The sequence below is a fragment of the Bacteroides sp. genome (assembly GCF_030151085.1).
Classification (GTDB): Bacteria; Bacteroidota; Bacteroidia; order Bacteroidales; family Bacteroidaceae; genus Bacteroides.
The window spans coordinates 66,242-91,696 of record NZ_JASLER010000014.1; the positions used below are offsets into that span (position 1 = coordinate 66,242).

At 42.8% G+C, this 25,455-nt stretch carries 18 protein-coding genes and 1 tRNA gene; 14 read left to right on the forward strand and 5 right to left on the reverse strand.

Going from position 1 to position 25,455, the window contains the following annotated elements; translation table 11 throughout:
* Positions 1 to 69 precede the first annotated feature (69 nt).
* Genes ftsA through Q1W14_RS03270 form a run of 3 tightly spaced genes read left to right on the forward strand, consistent with a single transcriptional unit; the run spans position 70 to position 3,348 of the window.
* Entirely contained in the window at positions 70 to 1,503 is a 1,434-nt protein-coding gene (gene ftsA, locus Q1W14_RS03260; protein WP_300699237.1) for a cell division protein FtsA, read from the forward strand.
* A 54-nt stretch (positions 1,504 to 1,557) separates the two neighbouring features.
* The gene (ftsZ, locus tag Q1W14_RS03265; protein ID WP_300699239.1) at positions 1,558 to 2,874 is read left to right on the forward strand and encodes a cell division protein FtsZ; all 1,317 of its coding nucleotides are present in this window, start codon (positions 1,558 to 1,560) and stop codon (positions 2,872 to 2,874) included.
* A 24-nt stretch (positions 2,875 to 2,898) separates the two neighbouring features.
* Positions 2,899 to 3,348: a GatB/YqeY domain-containing protein gene (locus Q1W14_RS03270; RefSeq protein WP_300699241.1), complete on the forward strand. Its 450-nt coding sequence runs from the start codon at positions 2,899 to 2,901 to the stop codon at positions 3,346 to 3,348.
* A gap of 326 nt (positions 3,349 to 3,674) precedes the next feature.
* Here the strand turns inward: Q1W14_RS03270 and recO are convergent, their stop codons facing one another.
* Complete coding sequence (recO, locus tag Q1W14_RS03275; protein ID WP_300699243.1) at positions 3,675 to 4,403, reverse strand: DNA repair protein RecO; 729 nt, start codon at positions 4,401 to 4,403, stop codon at positions 3,675 to 3,677.
* A gap of 285 nt (positions 4,404 to 4,688) precedes the next feature.
* On the opposite strand from recO, the gene Q1W14_RS03280 reads away from it, so the two are divergent.
* The 3 genes from Q1W14_RS03280 to gyrB all read left to right on the forward strand — a co-directional run bounded on the left by Q1W14_RS03280 (position 4,689) and on the right by gyrB (position 7,225).
* Positions 4,689 to 4,760 (forward strand) — tRNA-Glu (locus Q1W14_RS03280).
* Between the two features lie 39 nt (positions 4,761 to 4,799).
* The gene (gene rpsT, locus Q1W14_RS03285) at positions 4,800 to 5,054 is read left to right on the forward strand and encodes a 30S ribosomal protein S20 (protein ID WP_300699245.1); all 255 of its coding nucleotides are present in this window, start codon (positions 4,800 to 4,802) and stop codon (positions 5,052 to 5,054) included.
* Positions 5,055 to 5,263: 209 nt separating this feature from the next.
* Positions 5,264 to 7,225, forward strand: a complete 1,962-nt coding sequence (gene gyrB / locus Q1W14_RS03290) for a DNA topoisomerase (ATP-hydrolyzing) subunit B (RefSeq protein ID WP_300699247.1) — start codon at positions 5,264 to 5,266, stop codon at positions 7,223 to 7,225.
* Positions 7,226 to 7,431: 206 nt separating this feature from the next.
* Here the strand turns inward: gyrB and Q1W14_RS03295 are convergent, their stop codons facing one another.
* The 3 genes from Q1W14_RS03295 to gpmI form a co-directional block, all read right to left on the reverse strand.
* A complete protein-coding gene (locus tag Q1W14_RS03295; RefSeq protein ID WP_300699249.1) occupies positions 7,432 to 8,013 on the reverse strand; it encodes a DUF3109 family protein in 582 nt (193 codons plus the stop codon).
* Positions 8,014 to 8,066: 53 nt separating this feature from the next.
* On the reverse strand, positions 8,067 to 9,206 hold the full coding sequence (locus Q1W14_RS03300) for a hypothetical protein (protein WP_300699250.1): 1,140 nt from the start codon (positions 9,204 to 9,206) through the stop codon (positions 8,067 to 8,069).
* 144 nt (positions 9,207 to 9,350) lie between these two features.
* Positions 9,351 to 10,865, reverse strand: coding sequence for a 2,3-bisphosphoglycerate-independent phosphoglycerate mutase (gene gpmI, locus Q1W14_RS03305; RefSeq protein ID WP_300699252.1), 1,515 nt, complete (start codon positions 10,863 to 10,865; stop codon positions 9,351 to 9,353).
* Positions 10,866 to 11,125: 260 nt separating this feature from the next.
* Here gpmI and Q1W14_RS03310 point away from each other — a divergent pair, with 260 nt between their 5' ends.
* Positions 11,126 to 12,052 carry a magnesium transporter CorA family protein gene (locus Q1W14_RS03310; RefSeq protein ID WP_300699254.1) on the forward strand — a complete coding sequence of 309 codons (927 nt, stop codon included), beginning with the start codon at positions 11,126 to 11,128 and terminating at the stop codon, positions 12,050 to 12,052.
* A 34-nt stretch (positions 12,053 to 12,086) separates the two neighbouring features.
* Here the strand turns inward: Q1W14_RS03310 and Q1W14_RS03315 are convergent, their stop codons facing one another.
* Complete coding sequence (locus Q1W14_RS03315) at positions 12,087 to 12,689, reverse strand: ribonuclease HII (RefSeq protein ID WP_300699256.1); 603 nt, start codon at positions 12,687 to 12,689, stop codon at positions 12,087 to 12,089.
* Between the two features lie 97 nt (positions 12,690 to 12,786).
* Between Q1W14_RS03315 and Q1W14_RS03320 the strand changes: the two genes are divergently transcribed.
* From Q1W14_RS03320 to Q1W14_RS03350, 7 genes are all read left to right on the forward strand, one after another.
* Entirely contained in the window at positions 12,787 to 14,409 is a 1,623-nt protein-coding gene (locus Q1W14_RS03320; RefSeq protein WP_300699258.1) for a tetratricopeptide repeat protein, read from the forward strand.
* Between the two features lie 227 nt (positions 14,410 to 14,636).
* The gene (locus Q1W14_RS03325) at positions 14,637 to 17,759 is read left to right on the forward strand and encodes a TonB-dependent receptor (protein WP_300699259.1); all 3,123 of its coding nucleotides are present in this window, start codon (positions 14,637 to 14,639) and stop codon (positions 17,757 to 17,759) included.
* A gap of 19 nt (positions 17,760 to 17,778) precedes the next feature.
* Positions 17,779 to 19,338, forward strand: coding sequence for a RagB/SusD family nutrient uptake outer membrane protein (locus Q1W14_RS03330; protein ID WP_300699261.1), 1,560 nt, complete (start codon positions 17,779 to 17,781; stop codon positions 19,336 to 19,338).
* Positions 19,339 to 19,445: 107 nt separating this feature from the next.
* Positions 19,446 to 19,724 (forward strand): LysO family transporter, encoded by a 279-nt coding sequence (locus Q1W14_RS03335; protein WP_300699262.1) that lies wholly within the window; start codon positions 19,446 to 19,448, stop codon positions 19,722 to 19,724.
* Positions 19,721 to 20,326, forward strand: a complete 606-nt coding sequence (locus Q1W14_RS03340; RefSeq protein WP_300699264.1) for a lysine exporter LysO family protein — start codon at positions 19,721 to 19,723, stop codon at positions 20,324 to 20,326. Before Q1W14_RS03335 ends, Q1W14_RS03340 begins: the two co-directional genes overlap by 4 nt.
* 38 nt (positions 20,327 to 20,364) lie before the next feature.
* Positions 20,365 to 23,472 carry a glycoside hydrolase family 2 TIM barrel-domain containing protein gene (locus tag Q1W14_RS03345; protein ID WP_300699266.1) on the forward strand — a complete coding sequence of 1,036 codons (3,108 nt, stop codon included), beginning with the start codon at positions 20,365 to 20,367 and terminating at the stop codon, positions 23,470 to 23,472.
* Positions 23,473 to 23,485: 13 nt separating this feature from the next.
* Entirely contained in the window at positions 23,486 to 25,426 is a 1,941-nt protein-coding gene (locus tag Q1W14_RS03350; RefSeq protein ID WP_300699268.1) for a trehalase family glycosidase, read from the forward strand.
* Positions 25,427 to 25,455: the final 29 nt, after the last annotated feature.

A 25,455-nucleotide genomic window follows, 5' to 3' on the forward strand; every position in this document is an offset into this window, starting at 1 on the left:
TAGTAAATTGTACATCGTAAATAAAAGTAATTTCAATCGTAAATAGTAAATAGTTAAATCGTAAATAAAATGGCAACAACAGATTTCATCGCCGCTATTGAGTTGAGTTCTTCTAAGATTTCCGGTATCGCAGGAAAGAAGAACAGTGACGGAAGCATTCAGGTGTTGGCTTATGCACGCGAAGACGCATCTTCCTTTATCCATAAAGGTGCGATCTACAACATCGATAAGACAGCACAAGCACTGACTACCATCATCAACAAGCTGGAAAGCCAGCTAAACAACTCCATCGCCAAAGTATATGTAGGCATCGGCGGACAATCATTGCGCACGGTCAAGAATGCGGTAAGCCGTACGCTGGAAGAAGAAGGTATTATCTCACAAGAGTTAATCGACGCAATCTGCGACGAGAACCTGGAAGTTCCCTTGGCGGAGATGACCGTACTGGATGTCGCCCCGCAAGAATATAAGATAGACAACAACCTGCAAGCCGATCCGGTAGGAGTGGCAGGCAAACATATTACCGGTCAATTCCTGAATATCGTTGCACGCGCTTCGCTTAAGAAGAATCTGGAGCACAGTTTCGAGCAAGCCAAAGTGGAGATTGCCGACCTGCTTATTGCCCCGGTAGCCTTGGCGAATGTAGTACTGACCGAAAACGAAATGCGTTCAGGTTGTGCTTTAGTCGACTTTGGTGCAGATACCACCACTATCATAGTATATAAAAACAACATCTTGCGCTACCTAAGCGTACTGCCTCTGGGTGGAAGCAATATTACTCACGACATCGCCTCCTTGCAAATGGAAGAAGAAGATGCCGAGAAGTTGAAACTGCAATACGGTAACGCTCTATATGAAGAGGAAGAAGACGATGCAGAAGTTCCCGCCGTATGCACGCTGGAAGACGGACGTACCATCGAACTGGCTAAGTTGAACAGCATCATCGAAGCCCGTGCCGAAGAAATCCTTGCCAACGTATGGAACCAACTGCAACTATCAGGTTACGAGGACAAACTATTCTCCGGAGTGATATTCACCGGTGGCGGTGCCAACCTGAAGAATATTGAAGACGCTTTCCGCAAGCTAAGCAAAGTGGAAAAGATCAAGAGTGCAAAGTTTGCACACAATACCGTTCATGGTTACAGCGATGTTCTGAAAAAGGACGGCATGCAAAATACGCTGCTGGGACTGCTCGCCGCCGGAAACGATAACTGCTGCCTGCAAGAAGTAGCCAAACCGAAACCGACTGCCGCCTCCGAACCTATAAAGACCGTCAATATGTTCGATAACGACGAAGCCTTGAAAGAGCAGGAAGCCGCCGCACGCGCCGCCAAAGCCCAAAGGGATAAGGAGGAGAAAGAGCGTAAGGAACGTGAACGCAAAGAGAAAGAACAACGCGAAAAAGAAGAAAAGAAACGGAAGAAGAAAGAAGGTCCGGGTTGGTTTGAACGTACCTTCGACAAATTCTCCAAAGAGATCTTCTCAGACGACGACATGAAGTAAATTCCAAAGTATAACCCCAATTGTCAATTGACAATTACCAATTAATATAGAGCTATGGACGATATAGTACAATTCGATTTCCCGACTGATTCTCCGAAGATAATCAAAGTAATCGGCGTAGGTGGTGGTGGTGGTAACGCCGTAAACCACATGTACCGGGAAGGCATACATGACGTGACGTTCGTTCTGTGCAATACAGATAACCAAGCGTTGAAGGATTCTCCCGTACCCGTAAAACTACAACTCGGTAAGGAAGGACTAGGTGCCGGAAACCGTCCTGCACGCGCCCGCAAAGCCGCAGAAGAGAGTAAAGATGATATTAAGAATATGCTGAACGATGGCACCAAAATGGTATTCATCACCGCAGGAATGGGTGGCGGTACAGGTACAGGTGCTGCTCCCATCATCGCACAGACCGCTAAGGAAATGGATATCCTTACTATCGGTATCGTTACCATCCCGTTCCGTTGGGAAGGCGACAAGAAGATAGACCAAGCACTGGACGGAGTTGAGGAAATCAGCAAGCACGTAGATGCCCTCTTGGTCATCAACAACGAAAAACTGAGCGAGATATACAGCGAACTTTCCGTAGACGATGCTTTCGATAAAGCCGACGATACCCTCTCGGTAGCAGCCAAGAGTATTGCCGAAATCATAACCTTGCACGGAAAGGTCAACCTCGACTTCAATGACGTGAAGACGGTATTGAAAGACGGTGGCGTAGCCATCATGAGTACCGGCTACGGCGAAGGTGAAAGTCGTGTCAGCGAAGCCATCAAGAATGCCCAGCATTCTCCGCTGCTGAACAACAATGACATCTTCAACTCCAAGAAGGTATTGCTCAACATCTCCTACAGTTCGCAATACAAGTTGATGATGAGCGAAATGGACGAGATAAAAGAGTTCATGAACCGCTTCAGCCGCGATTTCGAAACCAAGTTCGGTATGGCTATCGACGACCATTTGGAACAGAGTGTCAAGATCACCCTGCTTGCAACCGGCTTCGGTATTCAGGACATCCACATGAAAGAAATGGACGACCGCATCACGCAACGTACCGCCGAAGAGCAGAAACGCCTCGCCGAACTCGAAGAAGAAGAAGAGCAGAAGCGTAACCGCCGTGAAACTTATTACGGCAAAGATGCCAATGCCAAATACCAACGTAGCCGTCGTCGCCACATCTACATCTTCAACCCCGAAGACTTGGACAACGCCGACATCATCAGTCTGGTAGAGAATACCCCGACTTACTCCCGCGACAAGAGCACCTTGAATAACATCAAGGCCAAAGCCGAACAAGAAAGCATCCTCGCCACCGAAGAAGCGCAAGAAGGAGTAGGAGCTGGAGACGGAGGAGTAATCACATTCTAAATGATGAACTAATAATAAATATTTATGGATCTATTTGAAAGAGTCAGCGAAGACATTAAAACCGCAATGAAGGCCAAAGACAAAGTGGCTCTCGAAACTTTAAGAAATATAAAGAAGGTATTCCTCGAAGCCAAAACCGCTCCGGGTGCCAACGATACTCTAAGTGATGCAGATGCTTTGAAGATCATTCAGAAATTGACAAAACAAGGCAAAGATGCTGCCGAAATCTATACGCAACAAGGTCGTCAGGACTTGGCCGAACCAGAATTGGCTCAGGTTAAAGTCATGGAAACCTACTTGCCCAAGCAAATGACTCCCGAAGAACTGGAAGCAGCTCTGAAAGAAATCATTGCAGAAACTGGTGCCAGCGGTGCCAAAGATATGGGTAAAGTAATGGGTGTAGCCAGCAAAAAACTCGCCGGACTTGCCGAAGGACGTGCCATCTCAGCCAAAGTGAAGGAATTGCTAGGATAATATACCAGCCTACCTCTTAACTGAAAGCCGTATTTCAAATGCAATCTCTCTTAATATCAAAGAGAGAAAGCACTTGAAATACGGCTTTTTCACATGCTTTCTCCACATTGATAACCAGTGTGTTATCGTATTCCATGGGTAGGACACGCCCGTTTCCTCAAGTGGGAACGACCGTATCCGCTAGTGGAAACGAGCATCTCCACCTGTGGAAATGAGCGTGCCCACCTGTGGAGACAAGCGTGCCCACCTGTGGAGACGGGAATAACAAGCTGTGGAAACGGATATAGTTGCTAATGGCTACGGAATCACCCTTCGGGACAGAACATTCAATCAAACAGTTCTTTCAGAATTTCAAGCGATTTCAAAATAGGGAAATCAGGTAGGTGCAGACGGTAATATTCATTCATAATTGTCAGGCAACGAGTACGCTCTGCCCGATTCATGGCAAATAGATGCATCGTTTCGTAGTTCATGCGCATCAATAACGTCAGGCGGGAAGCCTCCTCCGGACCTATGTAGTCAGAATGAAGTTGTGGACGCAGTGCCGTAAAGCAAGCACCCCGCAAATCAAAATAATCTCCTTGACAGTAATCCTCCAAGTTAGGATATAACCCCAGAAAACGGGATAAGCGCATCAGAAATACCAAATGGAAATTAGCATACCCTGCCCTACACTCATCCAACCAGATAATGGAATGCTGCAAATAAGCGAACAACGGACGGTTCTCCGCTTCCTCACGCACAGCCCGGTATAGAAACTCTGAAAGGAATAAAGCAATAGCAGACTTGTATGGATCATAGGGAAGCGAAGAAAAAGGATAGAACGACTTTGCCTCCTTTATCTTATATATAGTAGAATTCGGACGCAAATCCGCTTCCAACTCCACCAATGCCAACGGCTGGAAAAGCACCGACTTCACCGCCGCCTTACGCGAACGGGGTACAGACACCAAGAATGACGCCCTACCGAAAACCTCCGTATAGATGTCCACAATGAGAGAAGTATCATTATATTTCAGGGTACGAAGCACAATCCCCAGCGTCTTTTGTAACATTGCCAACTCTTTTTAAGTTTCAATCTGATAACAAAGCTACAAAAAAAAGCCCGATAACTACTATGAGAGAGAAGAAAATAATAAAAAAACAAAGAGGATGAGTAAAAAAAATGAAGGATGTTTGCTTCTGATTATCAGGCAATAAAAGATCAAAACACAAAAAAGTATCTATTAGTGCTTCAATTTTTTCTATAGAATATTTTGGTAGTTTCAAAATAGTTTCTACCTTTGCAACCGCAAACGAGGAAAAACCGATTGCAAGAGCGGAAACGCTCAACACAGGATGGCCCGTTCGTCTATCGGTTAGGACGCCAGATTTTCATTCTGGAAAGGGGGGTTCGATTCCCCCACGGGCTACAAATAAAAAAATAAACGAATTAAAAAAGATTAGTCGAGATGGCAAATCACAAATCATCACTGAAGAGAATCAGACAAGAAGAAACAAGAAGACTTCACAACAGATATTATGGTAAGACCATGAGAAATGCTGTTCGTAAGCTTCGTGCTACTACAGATAAAGCTGAAGCATCAGCTATGTATCCGGGCGTTGTAAAAATGTTGGATAAATTGGCTAAGACTAATATCATCCACAAGAACAAAGCTGGCAACTTGAAATCTAAGTTGGCAATCTATATCAACAAGCTCGCTTAAGCTGATTAATTACACAAAAGATATGAGAGGCTGGACTATTTTTAGTTCGGCCTTTTCCATTTAAGGACTTCTCATTCTTTTATTCTTATTACACGCCTGCGTTCGATGCTAAAAAGCTGTAACCGAACCAAATTAATCCGTTTGTTTGGCGTACTATCTCAAGGATTTTCACTACATTTGCTCTGTTATTACAATAAGGAAATTACATTATGACTGAAGAACAGATTAACTCCGATAACGGAAACTATTCTGCCGAGAACATCCAGGTACTGGAAGGCTTAGAAGCGGTAAGAAAACGTCCCGCAATGTATATTGGCGATATTAGTGTCAAAGGACTTCACCACTTGGTTTACGAGGTTGTGGACAACTCTATCGACGAAGCACTCGCCGGTTATTGCGATCAGATCGAAGTGACCATCAACGAAGACAACTCTATCACCGTACAAGATAACGGACGTGGTATCCCGGTGGATTACCATGAGAAGGAAAAGAAATCCGCATTGGAAGTTGTTATGACCGTACTGCATGCCGGAGGTAAGTTCGACAAAGGTTCTTACAAAGTATCAGGAGGTTTGCATGGCGTAGGTGTATCGTGTGTGAACGCCTTGTCAAAACACATGACCACACAGGTTTTCCGTAATGGCAAAATCTATCAGCAAGAATACGAATGCGGTCATCCGCTATACTCCGTAAAAGAGGTAGGCACTACCGATATCAACGGTACCCGTCAACAATTCTGGCCGGACGATACCATCTTTACAGATACCGTATATAGTTACGATATTCTTGCTACCCGTATGCGCGAGTTGGCCTATTTGAACGCCGGTCTCCGGATTTCTCTGACAGATCTCCGTTCGAAGGACGAAGAAGGTAACTGCAAGACAGAAATATTCCACTCTGAAGAGGGTCTGAAGGAATTTGTCCGCTACGTAGACTCTTCACGTGAGCATTTCATGAATGATGTGATCTACATCAATACCGAAAAGCAAGGTACTCCGGTGGAAGTAGCTATCATGTATAATACTTCCTACAATGAAAACATTCACTCTTACGTGAATAATATTAATACCATTGAAGGTGGTACTCACCTTGCTGGTTTCCGTCGTGCACTGACCCGTACGCTGAAGAAATATGCCGAAGACAACAAGATGCTTGAAAAAGCCAAAGTTGAAATTGCCGGTGACGACTTCCGCGAAGGTTTGACTGCCGTTATTTCTATTAAAGTACAAGAGCCACAGTTTGAAGGACAAACCAAGACCAAACTCGGAAACAACGAAGTAATGGGTGCTGTAGACCAAGCAGTGGGAGAAGCTCTCTCCTATTATCTGGAGGAACATCCGAAAGAAGCCAAACTTATCATCGATAAAGTAGTACTGGCTGCACAGGCTCGTATTGCCGCACGTAAGGCACGCGAATCCGTACAACGCAAATCTCCGATGTCCGGTGGTGGTATGCCAGGTAAACTAGCCGACTGTTCCAGTAAAGATCCGGAAATATGCGAATTGTTCCTTGTTGAGGGTGACTCCGCAGGTGGTTCGGCAAAACAAGGACGTAACCGTTCTTTCCAAGCTATCCTTCCGCTTCGTGGTAAAATTCTGAATGTAGAGAAAGCCATGTGGCACAAAGCATTCGAGAGTGACGAAGTAAACAATATTATTCAGGCTCTTGGTATCCGTTTCGGCGTGAGCGGTGAAGACAGCAAGGAAGCCAATGTCGATAAGTTGCGCTATAAGAAAGTAATTATCATGACCGATGCCGACGTCGATGGTTCTCACATCGACACATTGATTATGACACTCTTCTTCCGCTACTTCCCGCAAGTAATCCAACAAGGTTATCTGTATATCGCTACTCCGCCACTTTATCTCTGTACAAAGGGTAAAGCAAAGGAATACTGCTGGACCGAGGCACAACGCCAGAAGTTCATCGACACCTACGGTGGTGGTTCGGAAAATGCTGTTCATACACAACGCTACAAAGGTTTGGGTGAAATGAACCCGGATCAGTTGTGGGAAACAACTATGAATCCGGAAAACCGTATGTTGAAACAGATAAATATTGAGAATGCTGCCGAAGTGGATTATGTATTCTCTATGTTGATGGGTGAAGACGTAGGTCCTCGTCGTGATTTCATCGAAAGAAATGCAACGTATGCAAATATAGACGCTTAAAAATAATATTGAGCGTTGAAAATTTAACAATTACCAACCTCACATCTTACAACGAAGAAGCCCCGGATGGGCAGGATACTCCTGCTGACCGGGGCTTTTCTTTTACCTTCTTCACTTTCTTTGGTTGCTAAAACTCAAATGAAATTGGATTTTATCAATACAGAAGTAGAATTACACTTTAAGATATGAAACAATAACCTCATATACTATAACAGATTCTGCTTTTTCATCTCTTCTGCCACCAGCTCTAACTCAGCATACCAGTCTTCGCCGAACTTACGGATTAATGGTTCTTTCAGAAACTTATAAACGGGTACATTTTCTTTTTGCCCCAACAATACGGCAGCCTTACAAATGTCCCAACGATTGTAGTTTACTGCCTTGTAAAGTCCGTAATTCCCTATTCTGATAGGATAAAGATGGCAGGATATCGGCTTGTAGAAGTCTGTTTTCCCTTCACGGTAAGCTTTCTCTATGGCACAATAGCAACACCCCTTTTCATCGTAGCAGGTAAATGTACAATCTTTGTTATTGACGATGGAAGTGACTAAATCTCCTTCGCGGTCGGTATAAACAACTCCTTGTTTTTCAATAACAGCACGTGCTTCGGGAGCAAGCTCGTCCCATATTATGGGTAAGACTGCTTCCAACTTCTCAATCTCTTCCAGCTCTACCGGAGCACCGGCGTCACCCTCTATGCAGCAAGCCCCCTTGCATACATCCAAATTGCAAATAAACTTCTCACGCAATACGTCAAAGCTAACTACAACATTACCTATCTGAATCATTCTATTTTTTATTGTTTACTCTCATTTCTCTCGCCACAGTTCAGGTATCATGCTCAACTGTTCCTCTTACGCCATTCATTCTGATACAACTTTACAAGATTAGGAGCCCGCTGAAATATCGGAGCTGCCAAAAGGCATTCCATCTTACCAGCATAAACACTTCCACCGTCCAAGTTTTGACGAACATATGAAAGTCCCATTGAATGACTCAACGAACGTCCCTCCGGTGACAGTGAATCAGCACACCATTCTGTAAAAAAAATGCCTTGCTTAGCCAAAAACTCGATCTGCCCTAGAATGGACATTATCAAACGCTGTAATGTTCTTGCATTCCGATACTCCTTTATGATATCAATTTGAGCAAAATAACCTTTATAGTAACCCGGCAAGTCAAGGTAATTTATATTTCTATAAGTAATATCCTCCTCCATTAGCTCACCCTTCAGCAATCTATTATATTCCAAGTCATACAAAGATACAAAAAACCAGTGCCCGATAATCTTATCATTCGGACCGACTAATATCCTCCATGTATCACAACTACGCTCCATTATCTTCTCAGAAGCTTCGACATCAAGAATATGGTTCAAATCCTCACAATCAAGAGTCTCATAAACAATATCCATGAGCTTCTGGACAGTTTCCCTAAAATCCCAATTTTTGTTCTTTATGTCGTTATAATCAAGAATATGATACTTTTCCACACCAGCAGCCACTTTAGCTTTCTCTCTTGCATGCGCATCTATCCCTAAAGCATTGCAGATATACTGATAAACCTGAGCTAGAGATGTATTTTTCTTCGCGAATGACTGATATTTTCTAAGAGCTCTCGGTAAATCGTGTGGTCCGATGCAGTCAATATAACTATATAGCTTGCCATCCGGTTTAAGTCCATCCAAAATATCACTACAGAAACTATCCCACTCATATCGGACCCAGCTTGATTCCAAATTCTCACGAGATGTCCCTACCACAATCAATACCTTGACAACATCTAATATTGTATCAATTTTGTTTTTATATTCGGCAGTTCCTAACTTTCTAAAAGATTCATCACTAAAAAAAACCTTCAAACCTTTCTGGTCTAAATAGGTGTACAAATCTTTAGCCATTTGGAAATCTTCAGTATCGCCACCTCCAACTTCTGTCCGCTTGAAAGAAATAAATATGTCATACAAAGGTTGTGTTTCCATATCTCCAAAACATTTAGTAGAATACTAGACAAATATAAAAAAAAAGTACTAATCAGCCAAACAGAACAAGATTAACTATAAAGGACAAATAACAAAGAGCCTGAATGTCAGAGAAACATTCAGGCTCGCTATTTAAGAAATTAATTACTTAATCAAGTCTTTACCTGTCATATCTGTCGGTTGAGCCATACCCAAGATATGTAAGATAGAAGGTGCTACATCTGCCAGCACACCATTTTCTACCTTTGCATCCTTGTTTGCAGTTACATAAACAAACGGAACAGGATTCAATGAATGAGCAGTATTCGGAGTACCGTCTTCGTTCAAAGCGTGATCGGCATTACCATGGTCAGCAATAATGATTACTTCATAATCGTTTGCTTTAGCAGCTTCTACGGTATCTTTTACGCAGTCGTCGATAGCTTTTACTGCTTTCTCAATAGCTCCGTAAATGCCGGTATGACCTACCATATCGCCGTTTGCATAGTTCACAACGATAAAGTCGAACTTCTGAGTATTGATAGCTTCTACCAGTTTATCTTTTACTTCATAAGCACTCATTTCAGGCTTCAAGTCGTATGTAGCTACTTTCGGAGAGGGAACGAGGATACGTTCTTCAGCATCATACGGGGTTTCACGACCACCATTGAAGAAGAAAGTTACGTGTGCATATTTCTCAGTTTCGGCAATGTGGAGTTGAGTCTTACCTTCAGCAGCCAAGTATTCGCCCAAAGTATTCTGAACGTTTTCTTTATCGAAAAGAATATGAACACCCTTGAAAGATGAATCATACGGAGTCATACAATAGAATTGCAAACCCGGAACGATATGCATACCTTGTTCAGGCATATCTTGTTGAGTAAGAACAACTGTAAGTTCTTTAGCACGGTCGTTACGGTAGTTGAAGAAGATAACCACATCACCTTCTTTGATAGTACCGTCGCAATTAGCATTTACTATCGGCTTGATGAATTCATCTGTTACACCCTCATCGTAAGATTCCTGCATAGCTTGAACCATATCGGTGACCTTTTTACCTGTGCCGTTTACCAATAGTTCATAAGCTTCTTTTACACGCTCCCAACGTTTGTCACGGTCCATTGCATAAAAACGACCGATAATAGAAGCAACCTTACCGGCTGACTTCTCACATTGTGCAGTCAATTGTTCGATAAAACCCTTACCACTCTTCGGGTCAGTATCACGACCATCCATAAAGCAATGGATGAAAGTATTTTCAATGCCGTATTCTTTTGATATATCGCAAAGTTTGTACAGGTGATCCAATGAACTGTGTACACCACCATCAGAAGTCAAACCCATAAAGTGAACGCTCTTGCCATTTTCTTTTGCATAAGAGAAAGCAGAAACGATTTCCTTATTCTTCAGAATGCTTCCATCGGCACAAGCACGATTGATCTTTACCAAATCCTGATAAACGATACGTCCGGCACCAATATTGAGGTGACCTACTTCTGAATTACCCATTTGTCCATCGGGCAAACCAACATCTTCGCCACTTGCCTTAAGCTCGGAGTGCGGATAATTAGCCAACAGACTATCCCAGTAAGGAGTAGGTGTATTGAAAATCACATCATCTTTGCCTTGATCGCCAATGCCCCAGCCATCAAGAATCATTAAAAGGGCTTTCTTACTCATAATATTAATAGAATTTAATTGTACAATCTTTATACACAGGAAAAGCGTTTATTCTTTTTCCGGGTGCAAAGTTACAAAAAACAGCGGTTAAAGCGTGTTGTTTCAAATGATTTATGTACTTTTGCCTCGCTTAAAAAACAAAAAATAAGAAAGATGGACGATTCAAACCCACGAACGTGCAATAGTATTTACCAATAAAGCGGACTGAGAACGTTTTTCGTAACGCCTCTGCTCGCACTTAAAGAAAGGAGGCAAACCCTATGAGAAAGTATCTCAACAGCGAAAGCGGCTTCGTAGAAAAGACCGTGTGGCAACCCAACTGCTGGGTAAACGTTGAATGCCCTGACAACGACGATTTCCAATTCCTTACCGAAGAACTTAAGGTTCCTGAATCATTTCTGGAAGACATAGCCGATGTGGACGAACGCCCGCGTACAGAAACCGAAGGTAACTGGTTACTGACTATCCTGCGCATCCCGATGCAGAGCAACCAGCGCGGAGTTCCCTTTATCACTGTCCCTATCGGCATCATCACCAACGAAGAAATCATTGTGTCTGTTTGCTACCACCACACAGAACTAATACCGGACTTCATCCAGCATACTCGCCGGAAAGGAATCGTAGTAAACAACAAATTGGATCTTATTCTTCGACTTATCCACTCTTCCGCCGTTTGGTTTCTGAAATATCTGAAACAAATCAACAATGACGTAGCTACTGCCGAAAAAGAATTGGAGAAAAGCATTCGTAACGAAGACCTTCTGCAACTGATGAAACTACAGAAAACGCTGGTTTACTTCGATACTTCCATCCGTGGCAATGAAGTGATGATAGGACGATTGAGAAACATTTTCCAAGACACCAACTACCTTAATATGGATTTGCTGGATGATGTGGTCATCGAACTGAAGCAGGCATACAATACAGTCAATGTTTATAGCGACATCCTAACGGGGACGATGGACGCTTTTGCTTCTATCATCTCCAACAATGTAAACGCCATCATGAAACGCATGACGAGTCTTTCCATCACATTGATGATACCTACGCTCATCGCCAGCTTCTACGGTATGAACGTGGACATTCATTTAGACGAGTTTCCGCATGCATTCGCATTTATTATTGCTCTATCGGTGATACTTTCTACCATTACTTTTATATGGTTCAGAAAGATAAGATGGTTCTAAAATAGCAAGTATTGATTACTCACATGCCACTTAATTAAAAGTCCAGAGTCAACTGTCCATCACCCAGCAGATTGAACGTCATGCGGTGATAGGGCGTAGTACCCTGTTCGGCGATAGCAGCACGATGTTTCTTGGTAGGATATCCCTTATTATTATTCCAGTCATAATGAGGATATTCTTCGTGCAGGCTGTTCATATAATCGTCACGATAAGTCTTGGCAAGTATGGAGGCGGCAGCAATGGATAAATACTTGCCATCGCCCTTTACAACCGTAGTATGCGGTATATCTTGGTACTTCTTGAAACGGTTGCCATCAATGAGCAAGTGTTGCGGACGTAGTTTCAACTGGTCGACCGCCCTGTGCATGGCAAGAAAAGAAGCATTCAAGATATTAATCTTATCTATCTCTTGGGGAGACACCACCCCTACCGCCCAGTCCAGCGCATCTTTCTCTATAACTTCACGTAAAGCATAGCGTTGTTTTTCGGTCAGTTGTTTGGAGTCATTCAGTAACTCATTCTTGAAGTCTTTGGGCAGAATAACGGCAGCAGCAAATACAGCACCAGCCAAACATCCCCGGCCTGCTTCATCGCACCCGGCTTCAATCAAATCTTCATTTAAATAAGGTAATAACATACTATATAGCTATCTTTGAGCAACAAAGATAAATCTTTTGTAGGTAAACCGGACTTTTAAGAAGAAATAATTAAATTTGCAGAAACAAGCATCTAATATGAAAAATACTCTATATCTACTATTTATATATTTCTTTCTATTAGCATTCTCTCTGAAGGCCCAAGATGTAAATCAGGCTCAAACATTGATTGAACAAGCTCAAAAGTACTTGTTTAATAATCCCAAGCAGGCTTCGTATTATGCATCTCAAGCAGTTTCCATGTACAACGAGGATGCTCCTAATGAAGTTCGTGCACAAGCCATGCTCCTTTACTGCCAGGCAGAGCAACTATTAGGAAACTTCGATCTGAGTATCAAGAATCTGTATGATACCCAGAAGTATATTAACCCGGCAAACAAGCGACAAACAGCGCAACTTTACTCCCTCATGGGACGTGTATACAGCAAATTAGGAGATTACAACAAAGCAATAGAATTGAATGACAAAGCAACTTCTATCTTCAAAGCAATAGGAGATTCCGCCTCCGTTGCAGGATGTTACAACGAACGTGGAGTTATGCATCATTTCCTTAGTGAGTTTATTGTAGCCGATCAGTTTCTTCAACGAGCACTGGCAATCAATCGTGCCCAACACAATTTAAAAGAGATCGCTACTACTCTAAACAATCTCTGCTTATATCAAGGAGATACAGAAAAGAAGCTATCCTTTATACAAGAAGCAATCACTATCAACAAAAATTTGGACGCTCAGTGGTCACTTGGTGAGAATTACAATAATATGGGGAAGCAATATTATTATGACGAACAGTACTCCAAAGCCTTGGAAGCCTTACGTAAAGCGCATGATTACGCTCACAACATCGGTGCCCGCGAACTGCTTTGCGACAATTACGAATATTCTGCCATGGTATGTGCCGCCATAGGAGACTATGCCCAAGCCTACAAGTACCTGGAACAAATGTATTACTTGAGTAAAGACCTGCAAAGCAGCAACAAATTGCGCAATATTGAACAAGAAATTTCCTATAAGAGATATCAAGACCAGAAATATGCCACCGAAATGCAAGAACAAACGTACAAGATAGAGCTATTAAAACGCAATTTATGGCTTCTAGGCAGTATACTGGTACTTGGAGTGGCCTTCAGCATCTTCTTATATAAATGGTACAAACGGCATAAAGACCTGCAACTAGTAGAAGCACGCTATCAATTACAGCTATCTGAGCGCGAAGTTTCTGAGCTTAAACTACACCAGCAGGAGCTTGAACTACAAAATGTACAAAGCGCACTTCAAGATAGTCGACAAGAAGTAACTAGCTTTGCTGTATTCCTCAGAAGCCGAAATGAATTGCTTGATAAGATACGCGAAATGGTAAAGGAAGGCTATAAGATGGATAATCAAAATATAACTCCGCATTTAAAGAAAATCAATGCATTCATCAGTCAATATCAAAATGGAGATAAAACCAACAATACTTTACTTATGAATATTGAGGATAAGAATAATGAATTTCAGCAAAGACTCATTGCTCTTCATCCTAAGTTAACGCAAGGAGAAAAATACCTCGCTACTTTATTACGAGTGAATTTATCTACCAAGGAAATAGCAATGTTAACAGGCACCACTCCCAAAACGATCAATATGAACCGGTATCGCTTGCGCAAATCCTTGAATTTATCTTCAGAGGAAGATTTAACGGATTACCTACAGAATATATAATTTATGTATATCACCCAATTTAATTCTCATACTCCTTTGTAGATACATAAGCAAGCACACTACAGCTATATATCAACATATTGCACATATCATTGTAGATTAAAAAGCAGGTAATACCTCCCCTTTGTAGAGCGATTGTAGATAACACTTTTTAATACTTTCTCATTAACATTACTTTACTTAGCACTGTGAAGAACAAGAATATTAACCTTAAAAACTTATTCACAATGAGTAAAAGTAACTATTTTAGAGAAAGAGTAATTCAACTGCTTTTCTTCTTTGCTTTTATGCTTCCCGTAGGCGCATGGGCACAGAACATACAGTTGACAGGTACTGTAACTGATGCTACCGGTGAATCTATTATTGGTGCCAGTGTATTAGAAAAAGGTACAACTAATGGAGTTATAACCGACATTGACGGTAATTTCACTCTAAGTGTTTCTCCCAAAGCTACAATGATGATTTCTTATGTAGGCTATGTAGCCCAAGAAATCCCTTTAAATGGTCAGAAAAATCTGAAGGTTATCTTGAAAGAAGATAACGAAATGTTAGACGAAGTCGTTGTTATCGGCTACGGTACCATGAAGAAAAGCGATATGACTGGTGCCATCTCTTCTGTAGATGTTGAAGAATTATCCAAACGTACCACTACCAATCCCGCCGAAGCATTGCAAGGAAAAATTGCAGGTGTAAATATCATGAAAGCAGGTGGTAATGCGGGTGCCGGTGTACAAGTAAAAATCCGTGGTGTGAAAACATTTGGAGATAATGAACCTCTCTATATTATTGATGGATTTCCTGGTGATATCAATGCAGTCAATCCACAAGATATACAGGCAATGGAAGTACTAAAAGATGGTGCTGCCGCTGCTATCTATGGTTCGGTTGCTGCTAATGGTGTTATCATCGTTACTACAAAGAACGGTAAGAAGGGTGATACTAAGATTGATTTCAGCACATACATTAGCATGACTACAGTTGCTAAGAAGCTTGAAATGTTGAATGCAGATGAATACAAGAAAGTACATAAACAAATGTACCAAAACTACAGTTCTTACTATCAAGATGAGTCAAAGCTTCCTGCATATATCACTCGCGATACTGGTGTAAATACAGATTGGCAAGATGCTATGATGAGAAACGGATTAGCACAAAACTATATGGTCAGCATAAGAGGTGGAAACGAAACTGCTCAATATTCAGTTTCTTACAACCATGCTGATGAGAAAGGTATTTTCCTTGGCAATGACTATCGCCAAGATAATGCACGTCTGAAACTACATATGAGCAAATATATCTTTGATTTTGATGCAAACATGGCATTCAAGTTTACAGATAGCAAGCAACCTGAGTATTCATTGAAGGAAATGTATATGATCTCTCCATTGGTTCCTATCTATAACGACAATGAAAAGTATGGCTTCGGACTTACTAACTTCGACAAGATACCTAATAATCGTAATGTAATGGCAGACCAATACTATGAGAAGTCAACTGACAAAAAGTATCATACATCTGCCAACATATCATTGACAATGAACTTTACCAAGTGGCTAAACTTCAAGACTAGCTATTCTTATCGTGGTGAACATCAACGCCAAACATATCATGCACCTGCTTATATAGCAGACCCTAAAGCAAAACGTGATTATCCTTACAATAGCGAAACAACCGGTTATTGGGAAGAACATGTTTGGGATAATGTATTGAACTTCAATAAAGAGTTTGGCAAGCATAACGTCAATGCAATGGTTGGTAGTTCTATTACCGGTCGCAATTATACTTGGAACTCAGTAGCAGTGGAAGGTAAAGCTACAGTATATAAAGTAGAAGATGGTAATTTGGTTACAGGCGAGATACCTGCAGGTTTCCTTTCTTCCAATTTCACCACAATCGGTGCAGGAACAGGTGGTACTTTCTCTGGTGATGGTACTAAATGGAAATACAACCGTGCCTCTTTCTTCGGACGTTTAAACTATAACTACGACAATCGCTATTTAATTCAAGCTACTGTACGTTATGACGGTTCTTCCAAATTTGGTGCTGATAACCGTTGGGGATGTTTCCCATCTATAGCATTAGGTTGGAGAATCAGTGAAGAAGCTTTCTTCCCGAAAGATATCGTACTGAGCAACTTAAAGATGCGTGCCAGCTGGGGACGTTTAGGTAATGAAAATGCATTAGGTTATTATGACTTCCTAGCATTAATCAGCACCTATAATGAAATGTACCAAGGTTACGTAAGAGGTAATGGTGAAAATGCATGGGCAGGAAGCATCGCTCGTGGATTGGAAAACCGTTCTTTGAAATGGGAAACAACTGATACTAAAAACATTGGTTTTGACTTTGGATTATTCAACAACAAATTAACCGGTGCTTTGAACTATTACCATAACCAAACTGAAGACTTATTGATCACCAAAGCACTCGCTCCTTCTGCCGGTTTGGCAGATCCGATCCTTAATGTAGGTAAAATCAGAAATACCGGTTTCGAAATTGAATTGAGCTGGGCTGATCAAGTTAAAGATTTTGGCTACAATGTAGGTTTCAACTTAAGTACTACGAAGAATAAAGTTGTCGAACTATCTGACACTAGACAAGTTCTTTATGGTGAAGGTTTGAAATATGGTTCAGAACACTTCCCGACACAAACCCGTGTTGGCAAACCTATCGGCGCTTTCTATCTGTACAAAACTGATGGTATTTTCCAGAATGCGGATGAAGTGAAAGCTCACGTAAACAAAAACGGGCAATTACTCCAACCTAATGCAGAACCGGGTGATATCCGTTTCGTTGACACAGATGGTGACGGCTCTATTGGAGATAACGATAAAGTTTACTCAGGTTCAGGTATACCTACTTTAGAAGCTAACATTAACTTCTCTGCTAACTACAAAGGCTTCGACCTTTCTTTTGTACTTGGAAGTGCTTGGGGACATAAACTTTATAATGGTAACAAATATTTCTATGAAGGAATGAACTCCGGATCAAACTTCTTGCGTTCTTCCTTGGATGCATGGACTCCCGATCATACTAACACAAGTGTGCCACGTGCCGTATTGCAAGATCCGAATGGAAACATGAAAGAATCTGACCGTTTCCTTGAAAAGGGTGATTTCATCCGTTTACGTCAATTGCAAATAGGTTATACTTTGCCGAGCATGCTAATGAAGAAAGTTTATATTGAAAGACTTCGCTTCTATGTAAGTGGTGAAAACTTGTTCACTATAACCGGTTATGATGGCATTGATCCCGAATTCTCACGCGCAAGTGTATTGAACACAGGTATTGATAAACTGATTTATCCGTTTACCCGTTCATTCTCTATTGGTGCACAACTTACATTCTAATTCTACAAATATGAAAAATATGAAGAAATTAATTTATATAACCAGTATATGCATCGCAGCTTTCTTTGCATCCTGTGATGATTATTTGACAGTAGATTCACCTGACCGCTTATCATCTGAATCCTTTTGGAGAGATCAGACTGACGTAGAATCAGCTTTATCATCTTCCTACTCACAAATGTACTTGATGACTTATTCAGGTGACCAATGGTCATTTCCCGAAATCAAGTGGCCGGTAGAAGCTTTTCGTGAGGATATAATTGAAATGGGTGATGATGCATTGAATTATCCTAACTGGGTAGAGTTGGGCAAGTATACTTACACGAATGGTAACTCTCAATTCAGTGAATATTGGAGATGCTACTATAGAGGTATTAGTTTCGCTAATCAGATTATTAGTAAAACGCCTGAAATTCCTGATGAAAAAATAGATCCGAACGTACGTAAACAATTGACCGCTGAAGGCTACTTCCTTCGTGCATATTATCACATGCAGTTGTTACTGAACTGGAAAGAAATCATCGTACGCGACAAGTATATTAAAGATCCTGAAGAACCGGAATTGAAGAAAGCTCTCTCCTCCCGCGAGGCTACCTGGAATTTTATTGTAGAAGATTTTAAGAAAGCAACAGACTTGCCCGAAAGCCATAATGCAGATAACGCAGGACGCGCAACTCGTGGTGCTGCTTACGCTTACTTAGGCATGGCCAATTTGACCAGAGCTTATGAAGAATCAGCCAAAAAGGATGAATACTTGAAAGAAGCTGTCAACGCCTTCAATGAAGTAAAAGGCTATGAACTGGTAAAAGATTATATCAGTATGTTTAATGGTTCAAATAAGAACAATAAAGAGTCCGTTTTCGAATTACAATTCTCTATGAGTTCAGCTAATGGTGCCTCTTATCGTACTCAAATGCATCGTTGGATCGGAGCTTCCGAATTATGGGGATGGGATGAAATTCTGCCTAGTGAAACATTGGTGAAGGAATATATGAAAGAAGGTGAAACTTCTACAGAAGGCCTTTATGACTCTCGTTTGTATGGTAGTATCTTCTTCCGATGCGATTATTTCAATGATGGAACCGGTAAAGTATACGGTGGAAATTACGATGAGTGGTTCTGTCAATTTGACGACGATGGCTATCCAATCTCCGGAACAGCATATAATCGCCCGGTTTTCCGCAAATTCATGCCGGCTGATTATGAAGGTCTCAACCAGAACTATTGTGCAATCAATATCCCTCTGATGCGTTATTCTAATGTATTATTGATGAAAGCAGAAGCTCTGAATGAACAAGGTCATCCCGAACTGGCCATACCTCTTATCAATGAAGTAAGAAGAGTACACGGTGATATGCCTGCTATGACTGGAACATCCCAAGCTGCTGTACGCACACAGATAGAGCATGAACGTATGCTTGAATTCCCATTGGAGAACTATCGTTGGTATGATCTCCGTCGCTGGGGTAAACTTTCTACTGCTCTTCAAGCTGTAGGACGTACAGGATTCAATGAAGAAAAGAATTCATTCTATCCTATACCACAAATAGAACTGAACTCTAACGATCAGATTAAGTAATTAATTCTTTCTCTAAATAGCTCTCTTAACAAGGCGGCATTTGCCTCCTGCAATGTCGCCTTGTTTAATCATAAAGCTTTATCTTTGCCCTCAAAAACGACATAGATATGTTTACAATTATCGGACTAATGCTCACAGGAATGCTGCTGGGCTATCTCTTACGGAAACGGAATCTTAGTAAAATCCATAAAGTAATCACAGTATTAATCTGGTTGCTTCTCTTTATTCTTGGTATTGAAGTAGGAGGAAACGAACAGATTATCAAAGGACTTCATACCATTGGAATGGAAGCAGTCATCTTAACCATAGGCGGAACACTAGGAAGCGTCATCGCTGCCTGGGGACTTTGGAGAGCCTTGTATAAAAGGAAAGGAGGACAGGTATGAAAGGAAGTCTTATCATCGTAGGCTTTTTTGTACTGGGCACGCTTTGCGGAGTCTACAAGCTGATACCTATTGATATTGTGATGGATAGTAAAATCAGCTTTTATGCACTTTGTGCGCTGATGTTCAGTGTCGGACTAAGTGTCGGCAACGACCCGCAAACTTTGAAGAACTTCCGTTCGCTCAATCCTAGACTGATTTTCCTGCCTATTATGACTATCCTGGGTACTTTGGCCGGTTCGGCTGCTGTCAGTTTGATATTGACACACCGTTCATTGACCGATTGTCTGGCTATAAGTTCCGGTTTTGGTTACTATTCACTCTCCAGTATATTCATTACCGAATACAAGGGAGCCGAATTAGGAACGATTGCACTACTGGCTAATATCAGCAGAGAGATCCTGACTCTACTAGCTGCACCGCTACTGGTGCGTTGGTTTGGTAACCTTGCTCCTATCTCTGCCGGAGGTGCTACAACGATGGACACAACATTGCCCATCATAACCCGGACTGCAGGACAGCAGTTTGTAGTAGTCTCCATTTTCCACGGGTTTGTGGTAGACTTTAGTGTACCTTTCTTGGTTACGCTATTCTGTTCCATTTAGTTGATAATTGATAGTTGATAACTCACAAATTAGAATCCATGAAAACCAACCTTTATACTTTACTCTTTTCCACATTGCTTTGCACTTCCGCTCTGGCAGATAACGAGCCTTGGCAGAATCCACAAGTCAATGAGATGAATAGAGAACCGATGCATGCGTACTTCACTCCATACACCAATGAGGCAAATGCCTTGAAGCAACATGCATTGCCTGCCGATGTCAGATTCAACGTAAATCCGGCAACTGAACGCCGCATTTCGCTGGATGGTACCTGGCAGTTCCTCTTTTCGAAGAACAATGAACTTTGTCCTAAAGATTTCTACAAACCGGGATATACTCCCCGTAAATGGAGTAAGATAGAAGTTCCCGGAAGCTGGGAATTGCAAGGCTTCGATGCACCTATCTATACTGATACCCGCTATCCATTCCCTGCCAATCCGCCGTATGTACCTACAGATTATAATCCGGCAGGTGCCTATCTCCGTGATTTCAACGTTCCTGCCGGTTGGGAAGGTATGGATATCTTCCTCGACTTTGAAGGAGTGGAATCTGCTTATTACGTATGGGTAAATGGTGAACTTGCAGGATATGCCGAAGACAGTCGTCTGCCGTCGCACTTCAACATCACCAAACTGCTGAAGAAAGGTAAGAACAAACTTGCCGTGAAAGTATTCCGCTACAGCGATGGGTCTTATCTGGAAGGACAAGATTACTGGAAATATAGTGGTATTGAGCGTAGCGTCTATCTGTATGCCCGTCCTCAAAGCCGCGTGAAAGACTTCCAAATGACTTCCGAACTGATAAATGGCTACAAGGATGGCGAACTGAAACTGAACGTATTACTCCACCAGCCTAAAGTAGGAGAAACCGTTGAAGTAAAAGTATTGGATGCAGGAAAAACGATCTACGACCAAAAGAAAACAGTAGCTTCTGTTAATGATACTTTATTCAGCGAACAGCAAATATTCCCCAACGCACGTGCATGGAATGCCGAAACCCCAAACACATATACATTAGTTGTAAGTACCTTTGATGCACAAGGAAAGCCCTTGGAATCTTTCACCCATCTCTTTGGATTCCGCACCGTAGAGATGATTAACGGTATGCAGATGATTAACGGACAAGCCGTACTCTTTAAAGGTGTCAACCGCCATGAGCACGATCAGCATAAAGGACGTACCATCAGCGTAGCCTCCATGATACAAGATATTCAGTTAATGAAGCAATTCAACCTGAATGGCGTACGCAACTGCCACTACCCTAACCACTACGAATGGTATGAACTGTGTACGGAATACGGTTTGTATATGGTAGATGAAGCCAACATCGAAAGCCACGGTATGATGGACCACAAGGATGGCACACTTGCCAATTATCCGGATTGGGAACTCCCCTTCATGCAACGCATGAGCCGCATGATTGCCCGCGACCGCAACTGCTCGGCTATCGTCACCTGGTCTTTGGGAAATGAATCGGGCTATGGCGAGCACTTCAAGACTATCTATGATTATGCAAAGAAGGTTGACCCTACCCGCCCCGTACAGTATGAAGGCGGTGGTTATGATGCCAAGAGTGATATTTACTGCCCGATGTATGCACGTATCTGGTCTTTGCGCCGCCACGTCAACCAACGGGATGCACGTCCTATGATTATGTGCGAATATGCTCATGCAATGGGTAATAGTGTAGGCAACTTCCAGGATTACTGGGATTTGATTTACAAATACGACCAACTGCAAGGAGGATTTATTTGGGACTGGGTAGACCAGACATTTGCCATCAAGGATAAGAACAACCGCGACATCGCAGCATTCGGTGGCGATATGGGATTTGTGGGTATTGTCAACGACTCTAATTTCTGTGCCAACGGTCTGGTAGCTGCCAATCGCACTCCACACCCGCATATCTATGAAGTAAAGAAAGTATTGCAATACATCCACTTCGAACCTCTTGCCTTTACACAGAATAAGATCAAGGTTACCAACTGGCACGACTTCATCGGACTGGAAGGATATACACTTCGTTGGGCGGTAGAGTGTGACGGCAAAGCCGTTCAAAGCGGTGAAATGGATTTCCCGGTTATCGCACCGAGAAGTTCCGCCTACATTGAGTTGCCGCTGAAAGCGCTACCTGCGGACGGCAAGGAGTACTTCCTCACGCTCCGTGCATTCACCAAGAATGAAGCTCCGCTGATTCCGAAAGGTCATGAAGTTGCTATTGAGCAATGGTTACTGCCTTCCAATGGCACTACGCAGCCTGCACAATCAGTCAACGGAACCTTAACTACCGAACGGACTAACGAAGTAATCCGCCTGAAAGGTGATAATTTCCAAATAGCTTTCTCTACGCAGAATGGCGAAATGACGGAGTTGAATTACAACGGAAAGAACCTGATCAAAGAAGGATTGCAGCCCAACTTCTGGCGTCCGCTAACCGATAACGATATACCGAACGGACATCTGGAACGTTGCGCAACCTGGAAGACCGCCGGTCGTGACGCCAAACTACAAAACATTGAAGTGACCGAAGGTCAGCAAATGGCTACCGTCACCGCCAGCTATCGCATGGAAGCACAGGACGCAACCCTGCAAACGGTATACAAGATTCGTCCCAATGGAACTGTTCAGGTTACCATGCACTTCATCCCCGGCAAAAAGGCTTTGAACGAAATGCCACGTCTGGGTATGCGCATGATTCTCCCTGCCGAATATGAAATGATGACTTGGCTCGGTCGTGGACCGCAAGAGACCTATGCCGACCGTAAGACCGGAGCACTGGTAGGATTGTACAATGCCACCGTTTGGGAACAATTCCATCCTTACGTACGTGCACAGGAAACAGCCAATCATTGCGATGTTCGTTGGGTAGCCCTGCGTAATGCCGCCGGAGAAGGTTTATTGGTAACAGGCGAAGAGCCTTTGAGCGTTAGTGCATGGAACTTCCCGATGGAAGACATCGAATATCGCCCTTCACAAGTAGAACGTCGTCATGGCGGCAGCATCGTGAAGAAAGATATGGTATGGCTCAATATCGATCATAAGCAGATGGGCGTAGGTGGTGATAATACTTGGGGAGCACAGATTCATCCCGAATATACTATCACACCTAAAGAATGGAAATACAGTTTCACGCTCTCACCTCTATAAAACATAATAGATTATGCGACATAAGTTTTTACATTTCATTTGCTTTACTCTACTGATTGCGGGCATTACCGCCTGCAGCCCCAGTAGTAAAAGTACTGTGGAGAAAAGATATACTTTCAATGATATATTGGACATAGCCTATACTCCTGATACGCTACACAGATGTTATGGCTGGTTTACCGATGCCGGATCATGGATGGGCTTCACGTTACCCGAAAAAGATAAATGGGTAAACGGTTTCTGCGGTCCGTTCAGTCTGGATATGTTCCGTCGTCAATGGATAGCACAATCAGCTACTGTGGTAAGTTTTGCCAAAGATGCACAGGCCGGTTTCGTCCCCGACTCTACTTGTTACTATCCCGGAGAGTTGTATATGTCCGCCCATTCCGAAAACGGAAATATCACACAACGGTTCAACTTTGTAAGTGCTTCTACTGCCCTGCTGCGCATCGAAGCCGATAAAGCCGAAGAACTGGTTCTTACCGGAAGCCAATGGGGTAAAGACATGACTGTAACAGTGGAACAGAACTCAGTTATAGCCCGTCACCCAAGCGGTGAAACCGTAATCGTAACTTTCACTCCCGACGTACAGCTTGCCAAATCCGATAACAACTATACGGCTCATTTGCATGCCACCAAGTACCCCGTCAATGTTGCCATCTCTTTCTTCGCTTCGGAAAAAGAAATGACCGCCGGGTTACAAAATCTTTCTACACTGCTCAATGATCCGGAGAAAGCCCTGCAAGCCAATGCCGAACGTTGGGAAGGTTATCTGACCAAGATACTGCGCACCGACATGAAACCGGAATATGACCGCATCGCCGTAAAAGCCGTTACCACGCTTATAGCCAACTGGCGTGCACATCGTGGTGGACTGCTCCACGAAGGCATCGTTCCAAGCCATGCGGTAGGTTACTTTGTTGGATTCTGGGCATGGGACACCTGGCGTTTCAGTGCCGGCACTGCTAAATTCGATCCCGAACTAGCAAAGAACAATATCCGCGCCATGTTCGACTACCAGCAACCCGACGGCATGATTATTGATTGTATCTATACCGATCCTTCCGAGAATAATGCCCGTGATAGCAAACCGCCTTTAGTATGCTGGGCTGTCGATGAAATCTTTACGCACACAGGAGACACTACCTTTGTTGCCGAAATGTATCCGCAACTACTCTCTTATTACAAATGGTGGTATGAGAAACGCGACCATAACCGCAATGGCATGTGTGAATATGGTTCAACCGACGGTACACTGGAAGCCGCAGCCTGGGAAAGTGGTATGGATAATGCCATTCGTTTCGACGACGCCGTCATGCTGAAGAATGAGGGTTACGAAGATGCTTGGAGCATGGATCAGGAAAGTGTAGACCTGAATGCTTACTTAGCCATGGAATGCAAATTGCTTAAAAAGTTTGCCGGACTGCTGAATGTTCCTTTCGACGGACCCGATTACAGCGACAAAGTAGCTGACTACTTCTTCGACAAAAACATCAACTTCTTCTGTGACCGCCGTCTGAAGGACAATTCATTTATCGAAGAGCCCGGATGCGAAGCATATACCCCGTTGTGGACTGAGATTGCTACTCAGGAACAGGTAGATAAAATGTTGCCTATGTTGCAGGACACCGCCAAGTTCTCTACCTATATCCCCTTCCCCACCATTGCTGCGGACAATCCTAAGTACAATCCACGGGGTTACTGGCGTGGTCCCATTTGGCTCGACCAGACCTACTTCGCCATTCGCGGACTGCGTAACTATGGTTACAATAAACTTGCCGACGAATACACTTTGCAGGTATTCGACCGTCTGAGCGGACTGAAAGAGGGAGCACCCATCCACGAGAACTATGGAACCCATACCGGAGAACGCTTAAAAGCACCTCACTTTAGCTGGAGTTCATCGCATCTGTTGATGATGTATGATGACTACGGGAAAGAAACCAAGAGATAATAATTACGGTATTAAATCCCACTTTCTTG

What these genes read in the sequence shown, in the direction of transcription:
- Q1W14_RS03350 (WP_300699268.1), top strand. Translation starts at nt 23,486, where the DNA reads ATGCGACATAAGTTTTTACATTTCATTTGCTTTACTCTACTGATTGCG.
- ftsA (WP_300699237.1), top strand. Translation starts at nt 70, where the DNA reads ATGGCAACAACAGATTTCATCGCCGCTATTGAGTTGAGTTCTTCTAAG.
- Q1W14_RS03340 (WP_300699264.1), top strand. Translation starts at nt 19,721, where the DNA reads ATGAAAGGAAGTCTTATCATCGTAGGCTTTTTTGTACTGGGCACGCTT.
- recO (WP_300699243.1), bottom strand. Translation starts at nt 4,403, where the DNA reads ATGTTACAAAAGACGCTGGGGATTGTGCTTCGTACCCTGAAATATAAT.
- rpsT (WP_300699245.1), top strand. Translation starts at nt 4,800, where the DNA reads ATGGCAAATCACAAATCATCACTGAAGAGAATCAGACAAGAAGAAACA.
- Q1W14_RS03295 (WP_300699249.1), bottom strand. Translation starts at nt 8,013, where the DNA reads ATGATTCAGATAGGTAATGTTGTAGTTAGCTTTGACGTATTGCGTGAG.
- Q1W14_RS03270 (WP_300699241.1), top strand. Translation starts at nt 2,899, where the DNA reads ATGGATCTATTTGAAAGAGTCAGCGAAGACATTAAAACCGCAATGAAG.
- Q1W14_RS03310 (WP_300699254.1), top strand. Translation starts at nt 11,126, where the DNA reads ATGAGAAAGTATCTCAACAGCGAAAGCGGCTTCGTAGAAAAGACCGTG.
- Q1W14_RS03320 (WP_300699258.1), top strand. Translation starts at nt 12,787, where the DNA reads ATGAAAAATACTCTATATCTACTATTTATATATTTCTTTCTATTAGCA.
- gyrB (WP_300699247.1), top strand. Translation starts at nt 5,264, where the DNA reads ATGACTGAAGAACAGATTAACTCCGATAACGGAAACTATTCTGCCGAG.
- Q1W14_RS03335 (WP_300699262.1), top strand. Translation starts at nt 19,446, where the DNA reads ATGTTTACAATTATCGGACTAATGCTCACAGGAATGCTGCTGGGCTAT.
- gpmI (WP_300699252.1), bottom strand. Translation starts at nt 10,865, where the DNA reads ATGAGTAAGAAAGCCCTTTTAATGATTCTTGATGGCTGGGGCATTGGC.
- Q1W14_RS03330 (WP_300699261.1), top strand. Translation starts at nt 17,779, where the DNA reads ATGAAGAAATTAATTTATATAACCAGTATATGCATCGCAGCTTTCTTT.
- ftsZ (WP_300699239.1), top strand. Translation starts at nt 1,558, where the DNA reads ATGGACGATATAGTACAATTCGATTTCCCGACTGATTCTCCGAAGATA.
- Q1W14_RS03300 (WP_300699250.1), bottom strand. Translation starts at nt 9,206, where the DNA reads ATGGAAACACAACCTTTGTATGACATATTTATTTCTTTCAAGCGGACA.
- Q1W14_RS03315 (WP_300699256.1), bottom strand. Translation starts at nt 12,689, where the DNA reads ATGTTATTACCTTATTTAAATGAAGATTTGATTGAAGCCGGGTGCGAT.
- Q1W14_RS03325 (WP_300699259.1), top strand. Translation starts at nt 14,637, where the DNA reads ATGAGTAAAAGTAACTATTTTAGAGAAAGAGTAATTCAACTGCTTTTC.
- Q1W14_RS03345 (WP_300699266.1), top strand. Translation starts at nt 20,365, where the DNA reads ATGAAAACCAACCTTTATACTTTACTCTTTTCCACATTGCTTTGCACT.